The organism is Peterkaempfera podocarpi (assembly GCF_042466665.1).
GTDB lineage: Bacteria > Actinomycetota > Actinomycetes > Streptomycetales > Streptomycetaceae > Peterkaempfera > Peterkaempfera podocarpi.
Window position 1 is genome coordinate 2,343,366 of the sequence record NZ_CP162102.1, and the last position, 25,422, is coordinate 2,368,787.

At 71.2% G+C, this 25,422-nt stretch carries 17 protein-coding genes and 1 tRNA gene; 11 read left to right on the forward strand and 7 right to left on the reverse strand.

Annotated elements, in window-relative coordinates; all coding sequences use genetic code 11:
• Positions 1–19: 19 nt before the first annotated feature.
• Positions 20–1,828: an RICIN domain-containing protein gene (locus tag AB0761_RS10300; protein ID WP_377268671.1), complete on the reverse strand. Its 1,809-nt coding sequence runs from the start codon at positions 1,826–1,828 to the stop codon at positions 20–22.
• Between the two features lie 279 nt (positions 1,829–2,107).
• Here AB0761_RS10300 and AB0761_RS10305 point away from each other — a divergent pair, with 279 nt between their 5' ends.
• The 9 genes from AB0761_RS10305 (at position 2,108) to AB0761_RS10345 (ending at position 16,001) form a co-directional block, all read left to right on the forward strand.
• Positions 2,108–3,367 carry an ROK family protein gene (locus AB0761_RS10305; RefSeq protein WP_377268672.1) on the forward strand — a complete coding sequence of 420 codons (1,260 nt, stop codon included), beginning with the start codon at positions 2,108–2,110 and terminating at the stop codon, positions 3,365–3,367.
• 317 nt (positions 3,368–3,684) lie between these two features.
• A complete protein-coding gene (locus tag AB0761_RS10310) occupies positions 3,685–4,986 on the forward strand; it encodes an ABC transporter substrate-binding protein (RefSeq protein WP_377268673.1) in 1,302 nt (433 codons plus the stop codon).
• On the forward strand, positions 4,986–5,945 hold the full coding sequence (locus AB0761_RS10315) for a carbohydrate ABC transporter permease (protein WP_377268674.1): 960 nt from the start codon (positions 4,986–4,988) through the stop codon (positions 5,943–5,945). Before AB0761_RS10310 ends, AB0761_RS10315 begins: the two co-directional genes overlap by 1 nt.
• A 79-nt stretch (positions 5,946–6,024) precedes the next feature.
• Complete coding sequence (locus AB0761_RS10320) at positions 6,025–6,948, forward strand: carbohydrate ABC transporter permease (protein ID WP_377268675.1); 924 nt, start codon at positions 6,025–6,027, stop codon at positions 6,946–6,948.
• Entirely contained in the window at positions 6,945–9,341 is a 2,397-nt protein-coding gene (locus AB0761_RS10325; RefSeq protein WP_377268676.1) for a glycoside hydrolase N-terminal domain-containing protein, read from the forward strand. The genes AB0761_RS10320 and AB0761_RS10325 overlap by 4 nt, the downstream gene beginning before the upstream one ends.
• Before the next feature lie 227 nt (positions 9,342–9,568).
• Positions 9,569–11,197, forward strand: a complete 1,629-nt coding sequence (locus AB0761_RS10330) for a beta-N-acetylhexosaminidase (RefSeq protein WP_377268677.1) — start codon at positions 9,569–9,571, stop codon at positions 11,195–11,197.
• Between the two features lie 838 nt (positions 11,198–12,035).
• Entirely contained in the window at positions 12,036–14,795 is a 2,760-nt protein-coding gene (locus AB0761_RS10335) for a TIM-barrel domain-containing protein (RefSeq protein WP_377268678.1), read from the forward strand.
• 105 nt (positions 14,796–14,900) lie between these two features.
• A complete protein-coding gene (locus tag AB0761_RS10340; RefSeq protein ID WP_377268679.1) occupies positions 14,901–15,596 on the forward strand; it encodes an integrase core domain-containing protein in 696 nt (231 codons plus the stop codon).
• 33 nt (positions 15,597–15,629) lie between these two features.
• Entirely contained in the window at positions 15,630–16,001 is a 372-nt protein-coding gene (locus AB0761_RS10345; protein ID WP_377268680.1) for a tyrosine-type recombinase/integrase, read from the forward strand.
• 70 nt (positions 16,002–16,071) lie between these two features.
• On the opposite strand, the gene AB0761_RS10350 is transcribed toward AB0761_RS10345, so the two are convergent.
• The 5 genes from AB0761_RS10350 to AB0761_RS10370 form a co-directional block, all read right to left on the reverse strand.
• Positions 16,072–16,145 (reverse strand) — tRNA-Pro (locus AB0761_RS10350).
• A 138-nt stretch (positions 16,146–16,283) separates the two neighbouring features.
• Positions 16,284–17,567: an MFS transporter gene (locus AB0761_RS10355; protein ID WP_377273999.1), complete on the reverse strand. Its 1,284-nt coding sequence runs from the start codon at positions 17,565–17,567 to the stop codon at positions 16,284–16,286.
• A gap of 141 nt (positions 17,568–17,708) precedes the next feature.
• Positions 17,709–18,572 carry an acyl-CoA thioesterase gene (locus AB0761_RS10360; RefSeq protein WP_377268681.1) on the reverse strand — a complete coding sequence of 288 codons (864 nt, stop codon included), beginning with the start codon at positions 18,570–18,572 and terminating at the stop codon, positions 17,709–17,711.
• An 839-nt stretch (positions 18,573–19,411) separates the two neighbouring features.
• Positions 19,412–20,638, reverse strand: a complete 1,227-nt coding sequence (locus AB0761_RS10365; protein WP_377274001.1) for a transglycosylase family protein — start codon at positions 20,636–20,638, stop codon at positions 19,412–19,414.
• A 60-nt stretch (positions 20,639–20,698) separates the two neighbouring features.
• Entirely contained in the window at positions 20,699–21,415 is a 717-nt protein-coding gene (locus AB0761_RS10370; protein ID WP_377268682.1) for a transglycosylase family protein, read from the reverse strand.
• Between the two features lie 593 nt (positions 21,416–22,008).
• Between AB0761_RS10370 and AB0761_RS10375 the strand changes: the two genes are divergently transcribed.
• Both AB0761_RS10375 and AB0761_RS10380 read left to right on the forward strand, forming a co-directional pair.
• Positions 22,009–22,851, forward strand: a complete 843-nt coding sequence (locus AB0761_RS10375) for a hypothetical protein (protein ID WP_377268683.1) — start codon at positions 22,009–22,011, stop codon at positions 22,849–22,851.
• A 558-nt stretch (positions 22,852–23,409) separates the two neighbouring features.
• The gene (locus AB0761_RS10380; protein WP_377268684.1) at positions 23,410–23,805 is read left to right on the forward strand and encodes a hypothetical protein; all 396 of its coding nucleotides are present in this window, start codon (positions 23,410–23,412) and stop codon (positions 23,803–23,805) included.
• Between the two features lie 120 nt (positions 23,806–23,925).
• Here the strand turns inward: AB0761_RS10380 and der are convergent, their stop codons facing one another.
• Positions 23,926–25,398, reverse strand: coding sequence for a ribosome biogenesis GTPase Der (gene der / locus AB0761_RS10385; protein ID WP_377268685.1), 1,473 nt, complete (start codon positions 25,396–25,398; stop codon positions 23,926–23,928).
• Between the last annotated feature and the right edge of the window lie 24 nt (positions 25,399–25,422).

Below are 25,422 nucleotides of genomic sequence, written 5' to 3' on the forward strand. Positions count from 1 at the left end.
CGAGGGGCCGGACGCGGTGTCAGTTCTTCTTACGGGCGGCCGAGGTGAGGCGGGCCGTCACGGTGGGGCGCGCCGCGTGGTGGTGGCCGCCGCGCGTTCCGGGGCTCCCCGCGACGTGGAGGGTGAGGGTCTGCTCGGCGGCGGTCCGGCCGTCGCCGACCGCGCTTCCGGTGGTGTCGGTCCAGGACCGCGTGGGGGTGGTCTCGGCGAGCCGGCCCGCCGTCCCGGACATCCCGATCACCAGCCCGCTGTAGCGGTTGACCAGACGGAAGGTGTCCGCCGGCCGGCCGCCCGCGGTCCGGCCGGGGACGACGAACCACTGCTGGCCCACGGTGGGCCCTGCTGCGGGCGCCGTGGTCACGGTCGGCGCGGCACCCCATGCACGGCCGGCCTTTTTGCCGGAGTCCACGCCGAGCTTCTGTCCGGTGGCGGCGTTGGCGATGAGGTACGAACCGTCGCCGTTCGGGGTGAAGATCCAGCGGTTGAGGGCGGAGCCGTCGTCCGTGGCGCGGGAGGCAGTGGCGGTGCCGTGGTTGACCTGGGCGAGGATGCGGCCGTCGCCGTTGGCGATGGTGTAGGCGACGCCCGGGTCGACGGGGGCGGCAGGGGCGCTGGTGTCGATGGTGGTGTTGTAGTACTCACCGTCGGCGTTGTCCGAGCAGAAGTACGAGCAGTAGCTGCGGAACGTCTTGCCGACGACGGTGGAGCCTGTCTTGTTCACGGAGTCGACGATCCAGCGGTACCAGGAGCCGGACGTGTAGTCGCCGGAGTCGCCGGCGAGTGTCCACTTCTGGGTGGCGAGGTCGTCGGTGACGTAGAAGCGCTGCGGCTCGGTGCCGTCCTGCCGAATCGTCTCCGGTTCGCCCACGTACAGGCCCAGATACGCGTCGTAGGTGATGTTCATCGTCAGCAGGTCCGACTTGGGCGGCAGGGTGCCGGCCGCGGTCTGCTCGGGGACGGTGCCGGAATTCGCCGGGTTGTAGTCGTTGGCGACGGGTGTGTAGCCGGTCGGGTGGTCGGCGTCGACCGGCACCATGTTGCTCTCCAGGCCACCGACGCCCGGCTGGGACCAGGAGCCGTCGTACCACTTCTGCCATGAGCCCGGCGCCATCTTGGCCGACATGGGAGCCCGGGCGACGTGCGCCAGACTGTCGTTGCCGCCGCCGACCCCGCCCTTCGAGACGACGCGGGAGTTGTAGAAGACGTAGAAGTAGCCCGAAGCGGTGTCGACGAACAGCCGCGGGTCGCCGTCACCGTAGTCGTACGACTGGTTGGGGAAGGCCGCGTTGTCACCGCGCCCGGTGCTGTACGGCGAGGTGATGATGTGGTCCTTGATGTCCCAGGTGCGGCCCTGGTCGGTGGAGACCGCGTAGTCGATCGAGTCGTAGTGCAGCCCGTCGCCGAACGGCTGGGGGGTGAACTCGTTGTGGACCAGGCCGTACCAGTGACCGGTGTCGGGGTCCACCCACACGCCCATCAGGTCGCAGAAGTTCTTCTGCGAGTAGTACGAGGTGTCGCTGTTGTAGGTGGCCTCGCGACCGGTGGGGCTGGTGTTGCACCGCCAGGTGGTGTCGCTGTTGCTGTCCTGCGCGTTGGCGGGATTGACCGCGTCGCTGATGGCGTTGCGGGTGGTGCTGTCGAAGTCCTTGCCGCTGTAGAAGGTCCAGGTGCGGCTGTCCGCGGCGCCGTACAGGGAGTGCGCGGACTGGTAGTAGAACGTGCCGTCCTTGTCGATGTACGGGCTCGAAGGCGTGTCGTCGGGGCGGTCCCATGTGCCCTTGGCCCCGACGGTGACGCTGTACGTGGGGGTGTCCGCTGATGCCGGCACGGGAGCCAGCGGGCCGATCAGCGCAGCAGCGGCTGCGGTAAGTGCACCGACGGTCATTCTTCGGGAACGAGCTGACACGGGTACGCCTCCGGTGGCAGGCCTGGTGTTGGGGGGTGCTTCCCAATCGGGAATTAGTTTCAATAGAATCCGAACTAACAAGGAGCCTGTCAAGGCTTGCGACCGGATCACTCCGGCCGGAGTGATGCCCACATGGCGGCAGGGCCGCGAGAACTTGCCATCATGGGGGCTGTGCCGGCCAGAAGCAGAGACGAGGAACACGTGGAAGCTGACCCCCGCGCGGCGCGACTGTCGAACGTCGCCCTCGCCGGGCCCTCACAGGCGCGCGACCGGCGGTCCATCCGCCGCACCAACCTGGGCTTGGTGCTGCGCATGCTGCGTGACGACGGGCCACGGTCACGCGCCCAGATCGCCGCGGACACGGGCCTGCCCAAGCCCACCGTGACCAGCCTGGTCGCCGAGCTCGTCTCCCTCGGCCTGGTGCGGGAGGGACCCGCGCAGCGCGAGGGTGCCGTCGGCCGGCCCGGCACGCTCGTGCACGTCGACGGGCGGGACATCTGCGGCATCGGCGTGGAGATCAGCACGAGCTACATCCACGTTCTGGCGCTCACGCTCAGCGGTGCCACCGCCTTCGAGCACCGGTCCGCGGTGGCGGTCGCCGACGCCGAGGCCGCGGCGGTACTGGATCTGACGGGCCGGTCCATCCGGGCCTGCCTGGCCGCTCTCGAACGGGACGGCATCCGTCCCGTCGGCATCACGCTCGCCGTGCCCGGAGTGGTCGACGCGCGCACCGGCACCGTCGAGTACGCGCCCGCCCTGGGATGGCGCGACCTGGGAGTCGTCGACGGTCTGTCCGCCCGCCTGGATCAGCCCACACCCCCGATCGCCGTGGGGAACGACGCAAAGCTCGTGGCCATCGCCGAGTACGTGCAGGCGCAGGGCAAGGGTGTGCAGGACATGATCTGCATCACCGGCGAACGCGGCATCGGCGCCGGCATCATCACCGACGGTCGACTGCTGCGCGGCTCCACCGGTTTCGCCGGCGAAGTCGGCCACATGCCGCTGGACCCGGAGCGGCGCCGCTGCGTGTGCGGGCGCCTGGGCTGCTGGGAGACGATGGTCGGCCTGGACGCGATCTTCCGGCTCGCCGCGGACGTCGGCGACCCGGTCCACGACCCGCACGTCGAGCTGGAGGACCGGCTCGCCGAGCTGCACCGCCGCGCCCGGTCCGGTGACGTGCGCACCCGGCAGGCGCTGAGCCGCGTCGCCGACGACCTCGCGCTGGGCATCGCCCTGCTCGCCGACGTCCTCAACCCCGAAGTGGTCGTCCTCGGCGGGTACTTCAGCTACATCGGCGACCTGATGCTGCAGCGGGTCCGTGAGGTCGTCCGGGCCCGGGTGATGGCCCAGGAGGCCGGCGGCTGCGAGGTGGTGCTGTCCACGCTGGGCTTCCGGGCGGCAGCCCGGGGCGGTGCGCATCTGGCGCTCGACGCGGTGTATCAGGACCCGAGCGCGGTCTGACAGATCCGGGTCAGATCAGGCTCTCCACCGGGCCGGGGGCGCTTCGGCGTCACCAACCGTTCCGGCGGTGCGGGGTGTTGGGGTGGCGGTCGGCGAGTCGGGACACCGTCCCGCCGGGCACACCCGCACCCGGACCCTTGACTTCCGTGGAAGCAGTGGGAAAACTGTGCCGCAAGTTAGTTAGATCTTTAGTCGAATTAATCGAGGGTCAGCTCACGACCCCCTCCCCCACAGTCGGCGGCTGCCCAGAGGCCTGGGGCCTCGCGCTCCCGAGTCCCGCTTGCCCGGCGCAGTCGTCCCCATCACAGGGATCATCAGTGTCTCACGTGTCTTCCAAGCTCTGCAGAACCACCGCTCTCGCGGCGGTGCTCGTCGCCCTGACGGCATCCGGTTGCGCAACCACCTCGGGCGGCTCCGCCGACAGTGGCGGCAACGCGAAGAGCTTCACCTACTGGTCGATGTGGACCCGTAACGAGCCGCAGGCCCAGGTGCTGCAGAGCGCCATCAAGCAGTTCACCACCGACACCGGCGTCAAGGTCGACGTCCAGTGGCAGGGCCGCAAGGTGCTGGACAAGGTGGGTCCGGCCATGCTGTCCGGCGACGCGCCCGACCTGGTCGACCAGGGCTGGGACCAGCTGATGCCCACCCTCGGCGCCAACGGCCAGCTCCAGGACCTCAGCCCGGTACTGACGATGGACGCGGGCGACGGGAAGACGGTCAAGGACGTCGTCCCCGGCAAACTGCTGTCCCTCCTCCCGTCGGCCAAGGGCGTCCGCACCTGGCTGATCCCGTACGAGACCACCACGGTCTCGCTCTTCTACAACGGCAAGAACCCGCTGGTCACACAGCCGCCGAAGACCTTCGACGACCTGGTGAGGATCTGCGCGGCGGCCAAGGCCCAGGGCAAGGTGTGCATCGGCAGCGACGCCGACCAGGGCTGGGCGAGCCAGTACTGGTTCGACTATCTGCTCAACCGCAACGGCGGGTCGGTCGCTGACATCGCGGGTGACAGGAGCGGCGCGGCGTTCAAGGACCCGAAGGTGCTCAAGACCGCCCAGCAGGTGGAGTCCCTCGTCAAGGCCGGCTATCTGGGAGACGAGTACGACGCCACCAAGTACCCCGAGCAGGAGAACAACTGGGCCGCGGGCAAGTCGGTGTTCTTCCTGATGGGCAGCTGGCTGCCGAGCGAGACCAAGCAGTTCCTCGCCCCCGGGTTCCAGGTGCGGTCGGTGGACTTCCCGGCGACCGACGATCCGAGCCGTACGGGCCTGGACGTCATCCCGTTCGGGTTCGCCGTGCCCAAGGGCGCCGACCACGCTGCGGCGGCCGAGCAGTTCATCGCGTACTTCCTGCGTAAGGACCAGCTCACCGGAATCTCCACCCAGGCCGGCAACATCACCCCGCGGGCCGACATCCAGGCTCCGGCCGAGCTCGCGGACGCCGCCCAGCAGGCGCAGCAGAATCCGGTCCGGCTCGCCGACGACAATGTCGACAACGACTGGCGGGACAAGGTGCTCGTGCCGCAGTTCAACAAGCTGTGGCTCGGCACGGCGGACGCCGACGCGTTCGTCGCCGACGGGGCGAAGGCCGACGCCGACTACTGGAAGGCGAAGGGCTGATGGCCGCCTCCTCCGTGCTCTCCGGCGCCGAGCGGCGGGCGAGCCGCGCCGCCCGGCGTCCGGAGAGCAGCCCGATGGAGCGGGCTCAACGGCTGACGTTCTGGCCGTTCCTGACTCCCGCGCTGGTGCTGTTCGTGCTCTTCTTCGTCGCCCCCATCCTGTTCAGCGGCTGGCTGAGCTTCCACCGCTGGGACGGGCTGACCCGGATGCAGCCCCGCGGGTTCGCCAACTACCTGAGCCTGGCCAGGGACCCGGTGTTCACCACAGCCCTCAAGAACACCGGGCTCATCCTGCTGGTGGGCGGCGTGCTGGTCTTCGTGATCAGTTTCGCGATCACGGTGGTGCTGCGGGAGATGGCCGACCGGGCCTTCGTCCGGTACGTGCTGTTCTTCCCGGTGCTGGTCAACCCGCTGGTGTTCGGAATCATGACCGGGCTGCTGCTCCGCCCCAGCGGCATCGTCAACTTCCTTCTCGCGCACATCGGCGTCAGTGATCCGCCGAAGTGGCTCGGCGAGCAGAACCTGATGATGGTGATCGTCGCGGTGACGGTCTGGGCCGGCACCGGCTTCTACACGACGGTGCTGATGTCCGGCGTGGAGCAGATCCCCGCCTCGTACTACGAGGCCGCCGAACTGGACGGGGCGGGTGCCTGGCAGCGGTTCCGGCATGTGACGCTGCCGTTGTCCTGGGACGTCGTCACCGTCTGTGCCGTCTTCTGGACCATCTCGACGGTCAAGGTCTTCGAACTGGTCCTCGTCTTCGGCGGCACGGTCGGAGGGACACCGCCCACCAGCACCTACACCTCCGCGCTCTACGTGTACGAGAGCGCCTTCTCCACCGACACAGCCCGGGACTTCGGGATCGCCTCCGCCGCCGCCCTGGAGAGCCTGCTGCTCATCGTGGTCGTCGCCGTGATCCTGCGACGGGTGCTGCGGCGAGAGTCCATCCAGTTCTCCTGAGCGGCCGCATGCCGCGCAAGCCGCGACCGCCACGCCGCCCGACCCCAGCCATGCGATGCGCACAAGGACTGCCATGACCGTGACGACCCCACAGCCGGCCCCGCTGACCCGGCCCCCCACCCCCGCCCCGGTGCGCCGCCGCCGGCGCGGCCCCGCCCGCCACCTCCGGCCGGCCGCGCTGGGCGCCGGCGCGGTCCGGGCGCTGTGCGCGGTGAACCTCCTGCTGCTGGCGTGGATGGTCGCCACCTCGCTGCGCGGCACGAAGGAGATCTTCAACGACCCGGTGGGGCTGCCCACGCACCCCCATTGGAGCAACTACGTCGAGGCGTGGCGCACCGGCGGGTTCGGCCAGGCACTGGCCAACTCGCTCATCGCCTCGCTGGCATCGGCCGCGATCGCGGTGGCTGTCTCGGCACCGGCCGCATACGCGCTGTCCCGCACCAAGCGCCGCTCCGGCGGCCCGCTGACGATGTTGTTCGCCCTCGGCCTCGGAGTACCGGGGCAGTTGATCGTCATCCCCGTGTACGTGGCCCTGGCCCACGTCCAGCACTTCACGCATCTGAAGATGCTGGACAGCCTCCAGGGGCTCGTCCTCGTCTACGTCGGGCTCGCCATGCCGTTCACCGTCTTCCTGCTGACCGGCTACTTCCGCTCCCTGCCCGCCGAGGTCGAGGAGGCGGCCTGCCTGGACGGCGCCGGTGCGCTGCGCAGCTTCTCGACGATCGTGCTGCCCATGGCGCGCAACGCCCTGATCACGGCGTTCATCCTGCAGGTGATCGGCGCCTGGAACGAGACGATGTTCTCCCTGGTCATGCTGACCAGCTCGGGGAGCAGGACGCTGCCGGTGGCGCTGCTGTCGTTCATCGACCAGCAGCAGTACCAGGGCGACGACTGGGGCGGCATGTTCGCCGGCGTCCTCATCATCATGGTGCCCGTCCTGATCCTCTTCGTCGTGCTCGGCCAGCGGCTGATCAACGGCATGACCGCGGGGGTGGGCAAGTGAACGACCGGCTCGAGACGCGGCTGTGGTACCGGCAGCCGGCCCGGACCTTCAACGAGGCTCTACCACTCGGCAACGGGCGGCTGGGCGCGATGCTCCACGGCGGGCGGCCGGACACCGGCCGCCCGGGGGAACGCATCGACCTCAACGCGGACACCCTGTGGTCGGGCATGCCCGGCCCGCGCAACCGCGCCGGCGGCGCCGCGCACCTGCCGGAGGTGCGCACCGCCGTCCTCGAGGAGCGCGACTACGCCCGCGCGGACGAACTCTCCGTCCGGCACCTGCAAGGGCCGTTCGGCGAGGCGTACCAGCCGGCGGCGACGCTGCACCTGGAGTGCGGCGGCGAAGCGGGCGCCTACGAACGCAGCCTGGACCTGGACACGGCGGTGCACCGGGTCGCGTACACCACGGGCGGCGGCCGCCTGCTGCACGAGACGTTCGTGTCGGCGCCGGCCGGGGTACTGGTCTCCCACGTCACGTCGACGGCGCCGGAAGGTGTCAGCTTCACCGCCTGGTTGACCACGCCCCACCCCGGCGAGAACCACTCGGCGGAGGGCAGTGTGCTCACCGTCTCCGGCAGGGCGCCGGCACACTTCGCCTTCGGCGAGGACCCCTTGCTGCACTACCGGCCCGACGCCGGCACCGGCTTCGCCGCCGGGCTGCGGATCACCGCCTCCGGCGGCGTGGTCGAGCGCACCCCGACGTCGGTGACCGTCCGCGGTGCACGCGAGGTGACGCTGCTGGTCGCCGTCGAGACCGGCTACCGCGGCCACCACGAACCTCCCGTCGGGCCCGACGAAGGACCGCTCGACGAGGTCGTGCGAGTCCTGGACACGGCAGCCGCCGAACCGTACGAGCGGCTGCGCGCCGCCCACGTCGCCGAACACCGACGCTACTTCCGCACCGCCTCCCTGCGACTGGGCGGCGACGGCGAGCAGGTCGACGTGCCCACGGATGCCCGGCTCGACGCACTGCGGGCAGGGGCGCAGGACCCCGGTCTGTCCGCGCTGCAGTTCGCTTACGGCCGCTATCTGCTGATCGCCGCGTCGCGGCCCGGCACCCAGCCGGCGAATCTGCAGGGCATCTGGAACGCCGAGACGACCCCGGCGTGGAGCTCGAACTGGACCACCAACATCAACCTCCAGATGAACTACTGGCCGGCGGACGTCTGCGGACTCGCCCCCCTCAACGAGCCGCTGTTCGACCTGATCGCCGACCTCGCCGAACCGGGCGCCGCGACGGCGGAGGCGTACTACGGCGCCGACGGCTGGGTCGCCCACCACAACCTCGACGTGTGGCGCGCCACCAACCCGGTGGGCGGTCTGCCGATCTGGTCGGTGTGGCCCATGGGCGGTGTCTGGCTGTGCGCCCACCTGTGGCAGCACTACCTCTTCCACCGCGAGCGGTCCTTCCTCGAGGGCCGCGCGTACCCGCTGATGCGCGGCGCCGCCCGCTTCCTGTTGGGCCTCCTCACCGAGGACGGCGAGGGCCGGCTCGTCACCTGCCCTTCGACCTCGCCCGAGCACCAGTTCCTGCTGCCCGACGGCACCACCGCGGCGGTCGGAGCCGGAGCCACGCTGGACTACTGGCTGACCGACGAGCTGTTCGCGAACACGTCCACCGCGGCGCGAGTGCTGGGCACGGACGAGGAGTTCGCCGTCACCCTCGACCACGCGAGAGCCCGGCTGCGGCGGCCGCGGACGGACGCGGCGGGCCGACTGCTGGAGTGGTGGGAGGACCTCACCGAAGAGCAGCCCGGCCATGTGCACTTCTCCCCGCTGTACGGCCTGTTCCCCGGGAACGCGATCGACCCGTTGACCGCGCCGGAACACCTGGAGGCGGCCCGGACCGCCCTACGGCGCAGGCTCGGCAACGGCGGCGGGTACACCGGGTGGAGCGCGGCATGGGCCGCGGCGCTCGGCGCACGGCTGGGCGACGCCGAACTGGCGTACCGGCAGATCCACCGCACCCTCACCGAACTCTCCACGCCGAGCCTGCTCGGCCTGCATCCGCCCGGCATCTTCCAGATCGACGGCAACTTCGGCGTCACCGCCGCGATCGCCGAGATGCTGCTGCAGAGCCAAGGCGGACTGCTCCGCCTGCTCCCCGCGCTGCCTGCGGCCTGGCCGGACGGCTCGGTCGACGGGCTGCGGGCGCGCGGCGGCCTGCGGGTGGACATGGCTTGGCGCGACGGCCGGCTCACCGAGGCGGTGCTGTACGCGGACCGGGAGATCAGCGTCGACCTCGAGATCGTCCTGCCGACCGGAACCCCCCGCATGGCACTCGGCGGGGACGCCGAGCCCGTCGAGGGCACGGCGTCGGACGGCCGAACCGGACAACGGCTGCGCCTGCGGCTGGCCGGCGGAGGTGTCGGCCGGCTGGCCGTGGCGGTCTGACCTTGTGCACGAGCCTGGACAGTCGCCCTGAGTAAGAGGCCACGCACATAGGCGGCCAGGCGAGAGCTGTCGGCCCGCGACGCCGGCTGCCTATGTGCGTGACCTCCAAGGTCGGAGACTGGCGCGGTAGCTGCTGCTCCGTTTCCAGTCCCCGCCGCTTCAATGCGGTTCCCACGCAAACCCGTCTCCGGCATCTCCGCCGGAGCGGCGAAAGGGTGATCCACCCCATGCTGCTCCCACGCCCCCGCGCGGTCACAGCCGGCGTCGGCGAATTTCTCCTCGACAGCGCCACCGCGATCGTCGCGATCCCGGAACTGGCCGCGACCGCCCGTTGGCTCCAGTCTGCGCTCGGACCCGCCACCGGGCTGGCCCTGCCGTTGTCCGTCGCGTCCGGGGCCCCGCGCCGCTCCAACAGCGTTGTGCTGATCCTGCGCCCGGAACTGGGAGCCGAGGCCTACGACCTCGACGCCGACGACCGTGGGGTCACCATCACCGCCGGCGACACAGCCGGCGCGTTCTACGGCTGTCAGGCCCTGCTCCAACTGCTCCCCCCGACGATCTATCGCCGCTCCCGCGTCACCGGCGAACGCTGGGCCTGCCCGGCCGTCCACATCGAGGACGCCCCACGGTTCCGCTGGCGCGGCGCCATGCTCGACGTGGCACGCCACTTCATGCCGAAGCACGACCTGCTGCGGTTCGTCGACCTGCTCGCCACACACCGGCTCAACACCCTCCATCTGCATCTCAGCGACGACCAGGGATGGCGGCTGGAGATCCGCCGCTACCCGCAACTGACACGGGTCGGGAGCTGGCGCCGGGAGAGCCAGGTCGGCGCCGCCTCCCTCTCTCCCGGCGACGGCCGCCCGCACGGCGGCTTCTACACCCAGGACGACATCCGCGAGATCGTCGCCTACGCGGCCGAACGCCACATCACCGTGGTCCCCGAGATCGACGTGCCCGGCCACTCCCAGGCAGCCATCGCCGCCTACCCGGAGCTCGGCGTCCACGGCATCCCCGTCGAGGTCTGGACCCGATGGGGAATCAACCACAACGTCCTCAACACCGAGGACAGCACCGTCGACTTCTACCGCAACGTCCTGGACGAGGTCATGGACCTGTTCCCGGGACAGTTCATCGGCATCGGCGGCGACGAGTGCCCCCGCGACCAGTGGCACGCCGACCGGCGCACCCAGCAGCTCATGCGCGAGCGCGGTCTGAAGGACGAGACTGAGTTGCAGGCCTGGTTCGTCTCCGCCCTCGCCGAGCACGTGTGCGCCCGCGGACGGCGCCCCTTCGGCTGGGACGACCTCCTCGAAGGCGACATCCCCGCCGGCACCGCCGTCGCTTCCTGGCGCGGCATGACCGGCGCCGTCACCGCGGCCCGACGTGGCTTCGACGTCGTCTCCTGCCCCGACGACCACGTCTACCTCGACTACCGCCAGTCCGACCTCGAAGCCGAACCCATCCCGGTGTCCATCCAGCTCACGCTTGAGGACGCCTACGTCTTCGAACCCGTCCCCGACGGGCTGCGGCCCGAGGAAGCCGCCCGCATCCTCGGCGGCCAGGCCAACGTGTGGACCGAACACATGGACTCCCCCCGGACCGTCGACTACTACACCTTCCCCCGCCTGTGCGCGACAGCCGAGGCCCTGTGGACTCTCGGCGACCGCGACATCGACGAGTTCCGCAGCCGTCTTGCGACTCACCTGACCCGACTGGACAACCTCGGAGTCGAGTACCGCCACGACGACGGGCCCCACCCCTGGCAGACCCGGCCCGGCGTCCCCGGGAAGCCCGCCGGCCGGGAAGAGTGGGCCGCCTTCATCGACGGCCTCGTCTCCCACATCCGCAGCTGACTCTGCGGGTGCCGACACATCATCCGAGCAGATGGGGGCCTTGATCACTGATCTCTGGCCTGACCGGCTGCTCGCCCCACCGTCTTCCTGATCCCGCTCGGAGACACGTCGGAGAAGAAGGACCGAGCCGCCAACCGGAAGAAGAAGGCCTTGGCAGGGGCGGCCGACCCGGGAGCCACGACGCTGTGGGACAAGCTCGGGACGGGACTGTGCGGGATCGCGCAGCCGTGCGCCTCCTCACTGTCGCGGGCCCGCCGCCGACTGGGCAGCGCTCCGTTGCGCCGCCTCACAGCGGGCGGCCATCACAGCACTGACCGCAGTTCGCCAACCCGGCGGGCAACCGAGGCTTTGGGTAGGCCGGTCTCCACGGCGGGGCGGGCGCCGACGTCACGCAGTCGGCGCAGGACGACTCGCAGGTTGTTGCGCCTGATGGTGGCGCGATCGGCGGGCCTTGACGGAACTCTCAGTGCGGTCGACGGCTTCCTCGCCCCGTAGATCCGCCTTCACCGGCTGCTCCTCGCCGATCCCGGATCCCGTGTCCTGGGCGACCGCAGGAGTGAACTTCCACAGGAGTCCGAGAGATCCGGTGAACGGTGTTGACGCCGAGTTAGTTCGGATCCTACTTTAACTAAAAAGCAGCACCCCGGCGTGACTGGAACGACACCAACGGAAGCGCCACCGGCGACAACCGTCCCGCATCCGCGCCACTTCTCAGCTTCACCCCTGAGCAGGGCCGGGCTCCCGCCACACCCGGCCACCGCCATCGCCTCCCGCCAGGCGACGGCGGCATGTCAGGACCGCAGCGAGCCACCCCTTTTCCCGAGCCAAGGAGAGCGCCATGCCCCTCAGCAGATCGAGCAGACGCGTGCACCGCATGAGCGGTCTGGCCGCTGCCACCGTGGTCGCGTGCGCCACGCTGTCAGCGTCCCCCGCACCTGCAACGGCGGCAGCCCACCACTCCGATGCCGTGGTGGACGGCGACGCCCGGTTCGAGGTGCTCAGCCCCACGCTGATCCGCCTGGAGTACGCCGGAGACGGCGAGTTCGAGGACGGCGACACCTTCAACGTGGTCAACCGCAATCTGCCCACGCCGGCGTTTCGAACCTGGGTTTCGAACGGCTACCGCTACATCGCGACCGCGAAGGAGACGCTGTCGTACAAGCAGGGCAGCGGCCCGTTCACCGGCGCCAACACCTCCGTCGTGCTGAAGAACGGCAGCAAGCAGGTCACCGCACACCCCCAGTTCGGGCAGACCTTTCCGACCTGCTCGTTCGGCACCCTGTGCGAGGCCGAGAACGGACAGCTGGCGGGCGGCGCGGCAGAGGCCAACGACCACACCGGCTACACCGGAAGCGGATTCGTCGCCGGCTACGAAGGAACCGGCGCCGCCGACACCTACAAGATCGACAATGTTCCGTCCGCCGGCGACTACACCCTGGCGATCCGCTACGCCGACAGCACCGGCAACGACGGAAAGACGACGACCCGCACCCTGTCCGTCCAGGTCGGCGGGGTCACACAGGCCCAGCTCAGCCTGGCCACCACCGCCGACTGGAACACCTGGGCCACCGCCCAGGTGACGGTGCACCTGGCCGCGGGCACCAACACCGTCACCATCTCCCGGACAGCCGACGACTCGGGCGAGGTCAACATCGACAGTCTCACGGCAATCCAGCCCGGCGCCCCCTATCCGGCGCCCGGCCCCGCCAAGCCGTCGCCGGCGCTCGGCGGCTACCGCCGCGCCCTCGACGGTCTGACAGGCCCCGCCCAGATGGCCCCGGGTGTCCTGTCCCGAGACGGCTGGTACCTGCTGGACGACTCCACCACCGCCCTGTTCGACCCGGCGAAGAACACGGTCAGGCCACGTCCCGGCCACGGCGGCAAGCCCTACCAGGACGGGTACTTCTTCGGCTACGGCCTGGACTACCAGCAGGCCCTGCGCGACCTCCGCTCCATCACCGGCCCCGACGTGATGCTGCCCGAATCCGCCTTCGGGGTGTGGTACTCGCGCTACTACCCCTACACCACAGACGACTACGAGAACACCCTGCTGCCTGCCTTCCGCGCCAACAAGACCCCGATCGACAACCTGGTGGTCGACACCGACTGGAAGTCCCCCAACCAGTGGGACGGCTGGAACTGGAACCCGGATCTGTTCGCCGATCCCACGTCCTTCCTCAACTGGGCACACACCCAGGGGCTGACGGTGACGATGAACATCCACCCCAGCATCAGCACCTCCGATCCGCAGTACGCCACCGCCCAGGCCATCGCCAAGAACAAGCTGCAGTGCTCGGACGACACCTGCACCTTCGACTGGTCCGACCCCAACCAGCTCAAGGCCTACTTCGCCCTGCACCAGTCCCTCGAGAAGCAGGGCGTGGACGAGTGGTGGCTGGACTGGTGCTGCGACAGCACCATCGCATCCAGCCCCGGCGTCACCCCCGACGCCTGGATCAACGCCCAGTACGCGGCCGACGGCAACGCCCGCGGCCAGCGCGGCTGCGCCTTCTCCCGCATCGGAAGCTCGCTGAACGCCTCCGGATACTCAGGGTTCCAGCCGCTGCCGACCGGAGCCTGGGCCGAGCACCGCTACACCCTGCAGTTCACCGGCGACACCAACCCGACCTGGAACATGCTGGCCTTCGAGGCCGAGTTCACCGCCGACGAGGGCGCCGCCATCGGCCTGCCCTACGTCTCGGACGACATCGGCAGCTTCCAGGGCGTCCACGACCCCGACGACCTGTACGCGCGCTGGGTGCAACTCGGCGCCTTCCAGCCGGTGCTGCGCCTGCACTCCAACCACGGCGACCGGCTGCCGTGGAACTACGGCGCCGCCGCGCAGGCCTCCGCGGAACAGTTCCTCCGCCTGCACGAGGCACTGATCCCCTACAGCTACTCACTGGCCGAGCAGGCCGTGCAGACCGGCATCCCGATGACCCGGGCGCTGTACCTGGACTACCCGACCCAGGCTGCCGCATACCAACACCCCGACCAGTACCTGTACGGCGACGACGTCCTGGTCGCCCCGGTCACCACCCCCAACGACGCCACCGGCCACGCCACCACCACCGTATGGTTCCCGCCCGGCGCCTCCTGGACCGACTACTTCACCGGCCGCACCTACCCCGGCGGCACCACCGCACAGATCACCACAGGCCTGGACACCATGCCCGTGTTCCTCAAATCCGGCGCGATCATGCCCGAGCGCACCGACTACGTCGACAACAACGCCGCCAAGCCCCTCGACCAGGTCACCCTGAACATCGCCGCGGGCGCCGGTGGCACCTTCAGCCTCTATGAGGACGCCGGCCAGGGCAACGGCTACCAACACGGCCAGTACGCCACCACCGAGATCACCACCGCCGGCCGCGGCCCGGCGACCACCATCACCATCGCCCCACGCCACGGCAGCTACCCGGGCGTCGTGGCCACCCGCAGCTACACCATGCGCATCTACGACATCAAGCAGCCCAGGACCGTCACCGCAGCCGGCCACCACCTGACCGGTTGGTCCTACGACAAGACCAGCCGCATCCTCACCGTACATCTCCCCAAGCAGTCCACCACGACAGGAACCACCGTCACCATCGCCTGACGCCACCCGAATACTTGCTCCGGCTTCGGAAGGCCACGCCTGGCCCTCCGAAGCCGGAACAGGCAATCGATGATCTCTCTCCTGGACAAGCAACCGGAGGGGATCATGCCGCTGGCACTGCGCGGACTGGATACCTGCACGCTGCCTGACCGCACCGCACCGCCGCAGTTCAGAGGACTGAACCGCATTGTCGAGCAGCACAGGCTGGAAGTCACAGAAACGCGGCCCGTGATCCCTTCCGCCAGGGCGAAAGCGGCCTCTGTGGTGGGGCCGACGTCCCAGCCCTCGACGTCGCTGAGATCGAACCCGCACTCGCGCAACGGCACCCGACGCCTGCACATCACCGGCGTCACCGCCAACCCCACCCGCGACTGGGTGGTGCAACAGGCCCGGAACCTTACCGCCGACCTGGGCGCGCGCATGGAGTCCCTGCGCTTCCTGCTGCATGACCGCGACGGCAAGTACGGCCAGTCCTTCGACGCCGTCTTCAAGGCCGAGGAGATGGAGATCCTCAAGAGTGCCCCGCGGGCCCCTCGGATGAACGCCCACTGCGAGCGGGTGGTCGGCAGCATCCGGCGCGAGGCCCTGGACCACGTCCTCATCATGAACGAGACCCACGCCCGACACGTCCTGGCCGCCTACCAGCGGCACTACAACGAGCACCGTCCCCACCGGGCCCGCAACCAACTACCTCCAGGAGCCGACCAACAGCCCATCGTCGCGCACGAGCTCGAAGGCCGCAGGCTCCTGCGGACCCACGTCCTCGGCGGCGTCATTAACGAGTACCGATACGCGGCTTGACCTGCAGCGACGACTTTCCGAGCCCCACACGGCATGGACTGGCGCCCACTGGACCACCAGCCGCCGCGGTTGGCGTTCACCACCACGACCGGCACGGCGTTGGACCCGCGCAACCTCAACCGGGCCCTCACCATGCTGTGCCGACGTGCCAAGATCCGGTCCGTCCGGGTCCACGACCTGCGGCACACCTGTGCCTCGCTGATGCTCGCGGAGGGGGTGGCCGTCCGGACCATCATGGAGACGCTCGGGCACAGCACCATCACCCTCGACACCTACGCGCACGTCATGGAGACCACGCTCAGGGAAGCCGCCGCCCGGATGGATGACGTTCTCCGGGACGACACCGACAAGGTGTCCGGCAAGGATGACGATCCACCTGCCCTGGGCATGCTCAACCCCGTCTGAGCGGTGCGTTGTTGTCAGCCGTGGATGTCAAAGGGCCGGAGGCTGATGCCTCCGGCCCTTCCGACTTGCGTCGGGACGACAGGATTTGAACCTGCGACCCCTTGACCCCCAGTCAAGTGCGCTACCAAGCTGCGCCACGTCCCGTGGCCTCGCTGCCCTCTGCCTTGCGGCTTCCGGCTTTGCGGCCCGTCCCCGGTGTCCCGGCGACGAGGAAAACAATACAGCACGTCGGGGGGTGCTCGCTCCCGGGTTTGGGTCGGGTGGCAGGTGTGGCGTGGCTGGTCAGGGGGTGGGGTGGCGGGCGTCGTAGCGGGCGAAGGAGGGGCGGCGGGCGGTGAGCAGGAGGATGGCGGCCACGCAGGCCAGGCCGCCGCTGACCACGGAGACGGCCGGGCTGGTGAGGGCGGCGACCGTGCCGGATTCAAAATCGCCCAGACGGGGGCCGCCTGCGACCACGACGATGAAGATCCCCTGGAGGCGGCCGCGCATGTCGTCCGGGGCGGCCGTCTGCATCATCGTGTTGCGGAAGATCATGCTGACGGTGTCCGCGCAGCCCGCGGCGGCGAGCAGCAGGAGGCCCAGCCAGAGGTCGCGGACCAGGCCGAAGCCCGCGATGGCGAGGCCCCACGCGGCCACGGCGCTGATCACGGCGAAGCCCTGGCGGTTGACCCGGCCGACCCAGCCGGAGAAGAGGGCGCCCGCGAGGGCGCCCACGGCCGGGGCGGAGACCAGCAGGCCCACGGTGCGGGCGTCGCCGCCGTAGAACCCGACGGCGATGGCGGGGAAGAGGGCGCGCGGCATGCCGAAGATCATCGCCGCAAGGTCGGCGAGGAAGCTGGTGCGGAGGTTGGGGCGGTCGCGCAGGAAGCGCAGGCCGTCGAGGACGGAGGCGCGGCCCTTGCGTTCACCCTCGGGTTGCATCGAGGGCAGCCGCCACATGGCGTAGATGGTGGCGCTGAAAGCGATGGCGTCGACCAGGTAGGCCGCCTGGTAGCTCCAGATGCCGATGAGTACGCCGCCGAGCATCGGGCCGATGGTGAGGCCCAGGTTCATGGAGACGGTGGACAGGGCGTTGGCGGCAGGCAGCTGCTCGGTAGGGACCAGCCGGGGCAGCATCGAGCTCCTGGCCGGGGAGCTCACCGCGAAGCAGACGGCCTGGAGGGCCACGGCTGCGTACAGGACGGCGACCTGCTGGATGCCCAGGGCCGCCTGGGCGGCGAGGACTGCGGAGACCAGGGCGAGGCCGGCCGAGCCGGCCAGGCCGAGCTTGCGGCGGTCGACGGTGTCGGCGATGGCGCCGCCGTACAGGCCGAAGGCGACCAGCGGGACGAGGGAGAACAGTCCGACCAGGCCGGTGGCGAAGCTGGAGCCGGTGAGTGCGAAGACCTGCACCGAGACCGCGACGGCGGTCATCTGCTGGCCGACGGAGGACACCGTCTGGCCGAACCACACCCTGCGGTAGTGCGGGCTGGTACGCAGCGGTGTGATGTCCGCGAGGGCGCTGCGGGCCAGACGGCGCAGGCGCCCCCGGGGAGGGGCGAGGTCTGCGGTGTCGCGGGGTGGCAGGTCCGCGGTGGCGGCCGGACGATCGGCGGCGGTAGGGGAGGTGGACGAGGGCGGTGTCGACACGTTGGTCCGTCTTCGGGCAGGAGGCGGGCTGTGGGGGGAGAAGGGGGAGGGGAGGGAAAGGCGAGGGGCCGGGCTCGGTCAGGAGTGGTCGATGGGCCGGAAGAGGCCTTCCTGCATCACGGAGACGACCAGGTGTCCCTGCTGGTCGAAGATCTGTCCGCGGGCAAGGCCGCGGGCGCCGGTGGCGACGGGCGACTCCTGCTGGTAGAGCAGCCACTCGTCGGCGCGGAACGGCCGGTGGAACCACATGGCGTGGTCGAGCGAGGCCATGTCGAAGTGGCGGGGTCCCCACAGGGGCTCCACCGGGATGCGCACCGTGTCGAGCAGGGTCATGTCGCTGGCGTACGTCAGGGCGCAGACCTGGATCAGCGGGTCGTCGGGCAGGTTGCCGTTGGTGCGCAGCCAGACGCTGCTGCGGGGCTCGGCACCGGCGAGCTCCTCCTTGGTCCAGCGCAGCCGCTCGACATAGCGGATGTCGAACGGCTGGCGGTGGCTGATGAAGGCCGGCCGCTCCCCGATCCTGGCGGTGACCTCCTCCAGAGCGCTGGGAAGCTCGTCCGGGCCCGGCACCTCGGGCATCGGGATCTGGTGCTCGAACGCGGCGGGCTCGGGACGGTGGAAGTTCGCGGTGAGGGCGAAGATGGAGCGGCCCTGCTGGATGCCGAGGACTCGGCGGGTGCTGAAGGACCGGCCGTCACGGGTACGGTCCACCTGGTAGACGATCGGCACACCGGGGATACCGGGCCGCAGGAAGTAGGCGTGCAGAGAGTGCACGGGGCGCTCGTCCTCCACAGTGCGCCCGGCGGCAACCAGTGCCTGACCGGCGACCTGGCCTCCGAAGGTCCGCTGCAGCGACTCCTCCGGGCTGCGGCCACGGAAGATGTTGAGCTCGATCTGTTCGAGATCGAGCAGGTCGACGAGGTGGTCGACGGGACTGCCCATGGTGCGTTTGTCCTCTCCCGCGGCGGCGGTGCTGTACGGGTCCGGGTGCTCTGAAGCCGCCTCTCCGCAGAGGTCAAGCCTGTCGACGACTGGTGCATTCCCGGCGATGCGGACGGCGGGGCGGCTGCACACCGGGGCTGGGGAGGCACGCGGAGGGCTTCCGTTTCGGGAATGGCGTACGAGTGCGGCGTAGGGGCCGTCGGTGTCCTGGGGGTGCCGAGGCTGCCGACCTGCGTGAACGGTGCGGGGAGGCCGGCGTTGGAAACCTTGCCGAGCCGCTTCGGAGGCGGGCGCTGCTGGGCCCCGGGGAGGGCGACCTTGCTGCCCGGGATCGGCCGGGCAGGGCGAGACGAGGCGAAGCTCACGTCGCGACCGACCGTCGGCCCGGGCCGGGTCGTGCCGGGCCGGGCCCCGGACGGACGCCGGCCGCCGGAGCAGTCCTTGAAGCAGCGAAGTCGGCGGGCCGTCCTTCTGCGGTGGGGCAGCCGGTGTGAGTGCTGTCCGATGTGCTGCTCCGCGGCCCGGCTGTCCGCGGTGCCCAGACCGGTGCGACGGCGCGGGCGCCGCCGCACCGGTCGTGCGCGTGCAGCGGTTGAGGTGGTGGACGCGCCGTGAGCGACCTGGGTACCTGTCTGCGGGTGACACCGTTTCTACGGCGGGCTGCCGGCGCAGCGGCGGCCGCGCAGCGTAGACGCGGACAGGTAGCCGGGCCGTCCGGAGCGCGCAGGGGTGGTGCCGCCTCGGCAATGCCCCTCACTGCTGTCCGACCAAGCCTGGATGCCGAATCGGTTCCGGCCAGGACGGGCAAGGGCGAGTCGGGGCAGGACGGGCGGGGCGCGCTAGGACCGCTGGGGGCCTTCCGGTACCGCTGGGGCAGTCCTGTCCGGCGCCGCCGGGGAAGCGGTCCCGGCACCCGGCCCGGCTCCGGCCCCGGAATCCGGCTCCGGCGCGACGGATGGATCGGGCCCCGGCTTGTGATCCGGCTCGGGGCGCTGTCCCCCGAGATCCTGCCCCTGTCCGGGTCCGGGGTCCTGCCCAAGCGGCGGGCCGGGACGCTCTCCATGCCCTGACGCGGGGTCCCGTCCAAGCCCCGGTCCAGGACCCGACCCATCCCCCGGCCCAGGGTCCTGCCCAAGCGGCGGGCCGGGACGCTGTCCCTGCCCCGCCCCGGGGTCCTGCCCGTGCCCTGGCCCAGGGCGCTGCCCCGGCCTCGGCCAGTGGTCGGCCCCGGGCCCGTGCCCGGGACGCTGCCCGTCCCCCGGCCCAGGACGCTCGCCATGGCCCGGCCCGGGATCCTGCCCACGCCCTCGCCCAGGACGCACCTCAAGACCCGGCCCAGGACGCTGTCCATCCCCCGTCCCGGGATGCCGCCCCGGCCTCGGCCAGTGGTCCGCCCCGGGCCCGTGCCCGGGACGCTGCCCGTCTCCCGGCCCAGGACGCTCGCCATGGCCCGGCCCGGGATGCCGTCCGTGCCCCGGCCCGGGATCCTGCCCACGCCCAGGCCCAGGATGCCGCCCATGCCCACGCCCGGAATGCCGCCCATGCCCCGAACCTGGCCCCGTCCCCGTACCCGAACCCGGGGGAGGGGTCGGAGCCGGGCCGGGGGCCGGGGCGGGGGTGGGGAAGAGCCCGAGGCGGCGGGCGCAGTCCGGCCAGGCCGCCCAGCCCTGGCGACGGAGGATCTGCTGGCCGACGGTGATCTGGTCCTCCCGTACGGCCAGATCGGGCCGCGCCGCATAGCTGAGGCCGCCCGCGTACTCCCAGGTGGGCAGCCAGATCTGCAGGCCGCCGTAGTAGTTGTTGCCGGTGTTGGCATCCCAGCGGCCGCCGCTCTCGCAGCCCGCGAGCCGGTCCCAGACCGGGTCGTCGAGCGTCGGCGGCGGTGCGGCCGCGGCCAGGGCGGCGGCGGAGGCCAGCAGCCCAACCAGTCTGTTGATCCTATGAGCGCACTTGGATGACGTTAGATCCGGACCCGCCGCGAGCCAGGCCGGGCCGGTGCGGCACGCCGCACGGTTCGGCCGCGCGGCGCAACGCGACGCCCCTTCGGACCGAACTGCGCGAAGCAGAACGGAACGGGCCGGGCGTCCGCAGCCCTGCGCACGCCCGGCCCTTGAGGCAGTCCCAGCTCAGAAGGAGAGCCGCTGACCCGGGTAGATCAGGTCAGGGTTGCCTCCGATGAGCTGCTTGTTCTCCTGGTAGAGCCGCTGCCACCGCAGGTCGTACCGGGCCGCGATCGCACCCAGTGTGTCGCCGCTGCGGACGGTGTAGTGGCGCCCGGAGGCATTGACCGGGGTGCGGGACTCCGAACGGCTGCTCTCGACTGCACTCCCGCTCCCGCTCCCGCTCGCGCTGCCACTGCTGCCGCTGCTGCGGTGGTGCTCGGACCGGACACGGCCGGAGCGCTGGGCGGAGGCGACGGCGTCGGACCCCGCCGCGGAGCCGCCCCGGCTGAGGCCCGCACGGGCCCCGCAGACCGGCCAGGCACCGGCGCCCTGGCCGGCCAGGACCCGCTCGGCGACGGCTATCTGCGCCCCGCGCCCGGCCAGGTCGGCCCTCGATGCATAGGCGGTGCCGCCGTAGCCCGCCCAGGTGGAGGCGGTGAACTGCAGACCTCCGTAGAAGCCGTTGCCGGTGTTGATGCTCCAGTTGCCGCCGCTCTCGCAGCGCGCCACCGCGTCCCAGGTGGACTCGGAGGCGGCCGAGGCGGACGGGGCCGTGACGAGTCCCACCGCGGGTACGGCGGCGACGGCACCCGCGACGACGGCAGCACGCACCCGCCGGCTGCGACCGGCCTTGGTACGCCCGGCAGTCAGGGCGGCGTCGATCTCGCGACGATGAGTCATGGATTCCTCTCGACAGCCCCGGGCGGGCCGGTCGGACGGGTCGGCCAGCGACCCTGTTCCGCCACCTCGTCCGCTCCGGCGGCCGTGCACGTGTCGGACGTGCCGCAGCCGCCGCGGCCGCCCCACCGCACGCCGCCGGCCTGTCGGATCCCGGCGGCGGGGCACCTGACTGCCACTCAACTGCGGCTGCCCGATGCGTCGGTGGGGCGTACCCGGGTGGTGCTCGTTGCACCGGTGACGAACCGTAGGAAGAGGACGGTGCCGCTTTCAACCGATTCACGGTTCTTGCTGCTCAGCTGACCGTTACCAGCAGTAATGATCTGCATTGGGTGGTCGATATGGGCGCTGTGTGCGGACTCTGATGACGTGCCATCAGTATCGCTGTGACGAGGGCCACGCAACAGTTCATATGACTTCCGGCACATCATCGACACGGAGCGACAGTTGATGCACGCTCCGCAGTCGGATTGCGCCGAATACACGACTCCGGACCGTCCTGACCGTGACTCCCGCCACATCCGGCCGTTGGGCACTGAGGCCGGGAGCATCTCCGCACCCGGCGCCCCGATCCTGGAACGATCCGAGGAGTCCCCGTGCCGCGCATGCTCGACGTCAGCGACGAGGTCCGCGCCGAGATCGGCGACGACGAGGCCGACCGGCTGCTCGCCGGCGGCCAAGCGCCCGACACCTACGACTGCACCTCCTGCCGTACCCCCGGCGACTCGCTGCGCGAGCAGACCAGCACCGTGCTGTTCATGGGCGAGGAGACCGCAGTCCTGGCCTTTGCCCACGCCCGATGCGTCCCCTCGCAGGTGGTTCCGGTCACCGAGGAGCAGCTGCGCGGCGCGATGGGGAGCATCGGCGACGCCCAGCCGGGCGTGGTGTCCGCCCATCCCGCCCCGCCCGCGCCCGCCCCAGCGGCTCCGGCCCCCGCCGCCCCCCAGACCGGTCAGGGTGACGCCGCTCAGCCGGCGGTGCTCTCCATCACCTGCGGTCTGGTCCTGGTCGGCGACAGCCCGCATGCGGCGCTGGTGGTGGAGCCGACCGTGCCAGTGGGCCGGCCGGGCAGCACCTCGGGTGAGGACGAGTTCCTGCAGCTGCTGCTGGAGCACGGCTTCGGCGAGGTCAAGGACGTGGACCGGACTCCCGGTCCGCTGCCGGGCTGGTCGGTGCTGATGGCCATGGGCCAGCTGCACGCGGTGCTCCAGCCGGCCCCGCACGGCGGCACCGTCGCCTGGTGGCAGGCCCACCAGCCGCTGCAGGTCACGGACACCTGGCGGGCCGCGGCCAACCGGCAGTCGCAGGTCTTCATGTACGCCGCGCCTGTGGGCACCATCGGCAGCCAGCCCCGGGAGGACCTGCTGCGGCAGGCACTGGACCGGGCCGCCGCCCAGGGCGTGCTGGCGGGCGCGGTGCTGCCGCTGGCCGGCACCTGAGAGCGGCCGGCAGGAGCCGACCGGCCGGGTAGGCGGGATCACCGGGCAGCAGGGGACGACCGACGGACGCGGGACGACCGGTCCGGGCGGAGTGCGACCGGCCGGCGCGAGAACAGCGCGCCGGCCGGTCGCCGTCCCCGGAGCCGGACCGCCGATGCACCCTGCCGGCCGGCCTGCCGATCGGCGGCACCGCGCTGCCCGTCTGTCGCAGGCGTCGGCCGTCGGCCCGCCGCCCGCCGCCCGGCCGGCAGGGTGTCGGCCCCCGAACGGCAGTTGCCGCCCTCCAGCACCCCTCGGAGCGCTCCCGGCGCGGCCCCTGCATCGCTCCGTCCGCCGGATCGGTGTCCGCCCGCACCGCTGCCCCGCTCCCCCGCCCGCTCCGTCCGCCCGCTCCGTCCCCCGGTGTCCGCAGGTCACCGGCGGGCGCCGCGCGCGGACAGACCGCGCACAGACCGCGCACAGACCGCATCCCGGAGGCGTTCCGGTCGTTGGCCCTGTGTGCACACCTATGACCCATCCCCCGCTCGCCGTCACACCTCCTCCCATGTGATCCCTGGCATGCGGCCCGCGTACGAGGCGGAGAGCCCCGCCTCCGCGACGCCCATCTACGACGCCCTGTACGCCGAGTACCGGAGGCTGTTCCGGGCGCTGCCCGGTGACAGGACCGGTGAGGAGGATCTGAAGTTCGTCGGCTTCGGCCTGCGGCGGCCGTACGGGGCCAGGTCCGGGGAGCAGCCCGGCGCGGACCGCGGCGGCCACGACGGGGGCGGCTACGGCATCCCGCAGTTCGGGGCCGGGCATCCGCACGGCTCGTCGGTGGGGACGGCCGGTCAGACCGGCGTCTGGACGCCTGTCGGGCACATCCCGCCGTCGCAGGGCCACCACCCCGGTGGGCGGCACCGGGGCATCCTGTCGCTGCCGCCGGGCCGCACCGCGAGCGGCAGCCGCCCGTAACGGCCCACGCCGGTCAGCGTCAGGGCCCCGGCCCGCCCTCCTGGGGCGGGCCGGGGCCCTGACGCTGACCGCCCCGCGACGGCAGCGGTGAACGGTGAACGGTTCCGGTGGTGCTACGTGCTACTTGCGGCGGCGCTTCTCCCGCACCCGCACCGAGATGGAGATGGGCGTGCCGGTGAAGCCGAACTCCTCCCGCAGACGCCGCTCCACGAAACGGCGGTAGCCCGCCTCGAGGAAGCCGGAGGCGAAGAGCACAAAGCGCGGCGGCCGGGTGCCGGCCTGGGTGCCGAAGAGAATGCGCGGCTGCTTGCCGCCCCGGATCGGGTGCGGGTGGGCGGCCACCAGCTCGCCGAGGAAGGAGTTGAGCTTGCCCGTGGGAACGCGGGTCTCCCAGCCCTCGAGCGCGGTCTCGATGGCCGGGACCAGCTTCTCCATGTGGCGGCCGGTGCGGGCCGAGACATTGACCCGGGGCGCCCACTGGACCTGGACCAGGTCCTTCTCGATCTCGCGCTCGAGGTAGTAGCGGCGCTCCTCGTCCAGCAGGTCCCACTTGTTGTAGGCGATGACCACGGCACGCCCGGCCTCGACCGCCATCGTGATGATGCGGGTGTCCTGCTCGGCCAGGGTCTCGCTGGCGTCGATGAGGATCACCGCGACCTCGGCCTTCTCCAGTGCGGAGGCGGTGCGCAGCGAGGCGTAGAAGTCGGCGCCCTCGGCGAGGTGGACGCGGCGGCGGATACCGGCGGTGTCGACGAACTTCCAGGTCTTGCCGCCGAGTTCGATCATCTCGTCGACCGGGTCGCGGGTGGTGCCGGCGACCTCGTTGACGACCACCCGCTCCTCACCGGCGACCTTGTTGAGGAGGCTGGACTTGCCCACGTTGGGCCGGCCCAGCAGGGCGATCCGGCGGGGACCGCCGAGAGCCACGCCGAAGGTCTGCGGCGGAGCCTCGGGCAGCGCCGCCATGACGGCGTCCAGCAGGTCGCCGGAGCCGCGGCCGTGCAGCGCGGAGACGGCGAAGGGCTCGCCGAGGCCGAGCGACCACAGCATGGCGGCGTCGGCCTCGGTGGAGGGCCCGTCGACCTTGTTGGCGCAGAGCACCACGGGCTTGCCGGACCGGCGCAGCAGCTTGACCAGGGCCTCGTCGGTGTTGGTGGGACCGACGGTGGCGTCGACCACAAAGAGCACCGCGTCGGCGGTCTCGATGCCGAACTCGGCCTGGGCCGCGACGGCTGCGTCGATGCCGAGGACGTCGGTCTCCCAGCCGCCGGTGTCGACCAGCTTGAAGCGCCGGCCGTTCCAGGTGGCCTCGTAGGAGACCCGGTCACGGGTGACGCCGGGGCGGTCCTCGACGACCGCCTCGCGGCGGCCGATGATCCGGTTGACCAGCGTCGACTTGCCGACGTTGGGGCGGCCGACGACGGCGAGCACCGGGAGCGGGCCGTGGCCGGCCGCGGCGAGGTCGCTGTCCACGTCCTCCGCGTCGAAGCCCTCCTCGGCGGCCAGCTCCATGAACTCGGCGTACTCCGCCGCGTTCAGCTCACCGTGCTCGAAGGCGCCCGCCTCCGAAGCGGCGGTGTTCTCGTTGCTCATTCCAGTTGCCGTCTTTCGTCCATC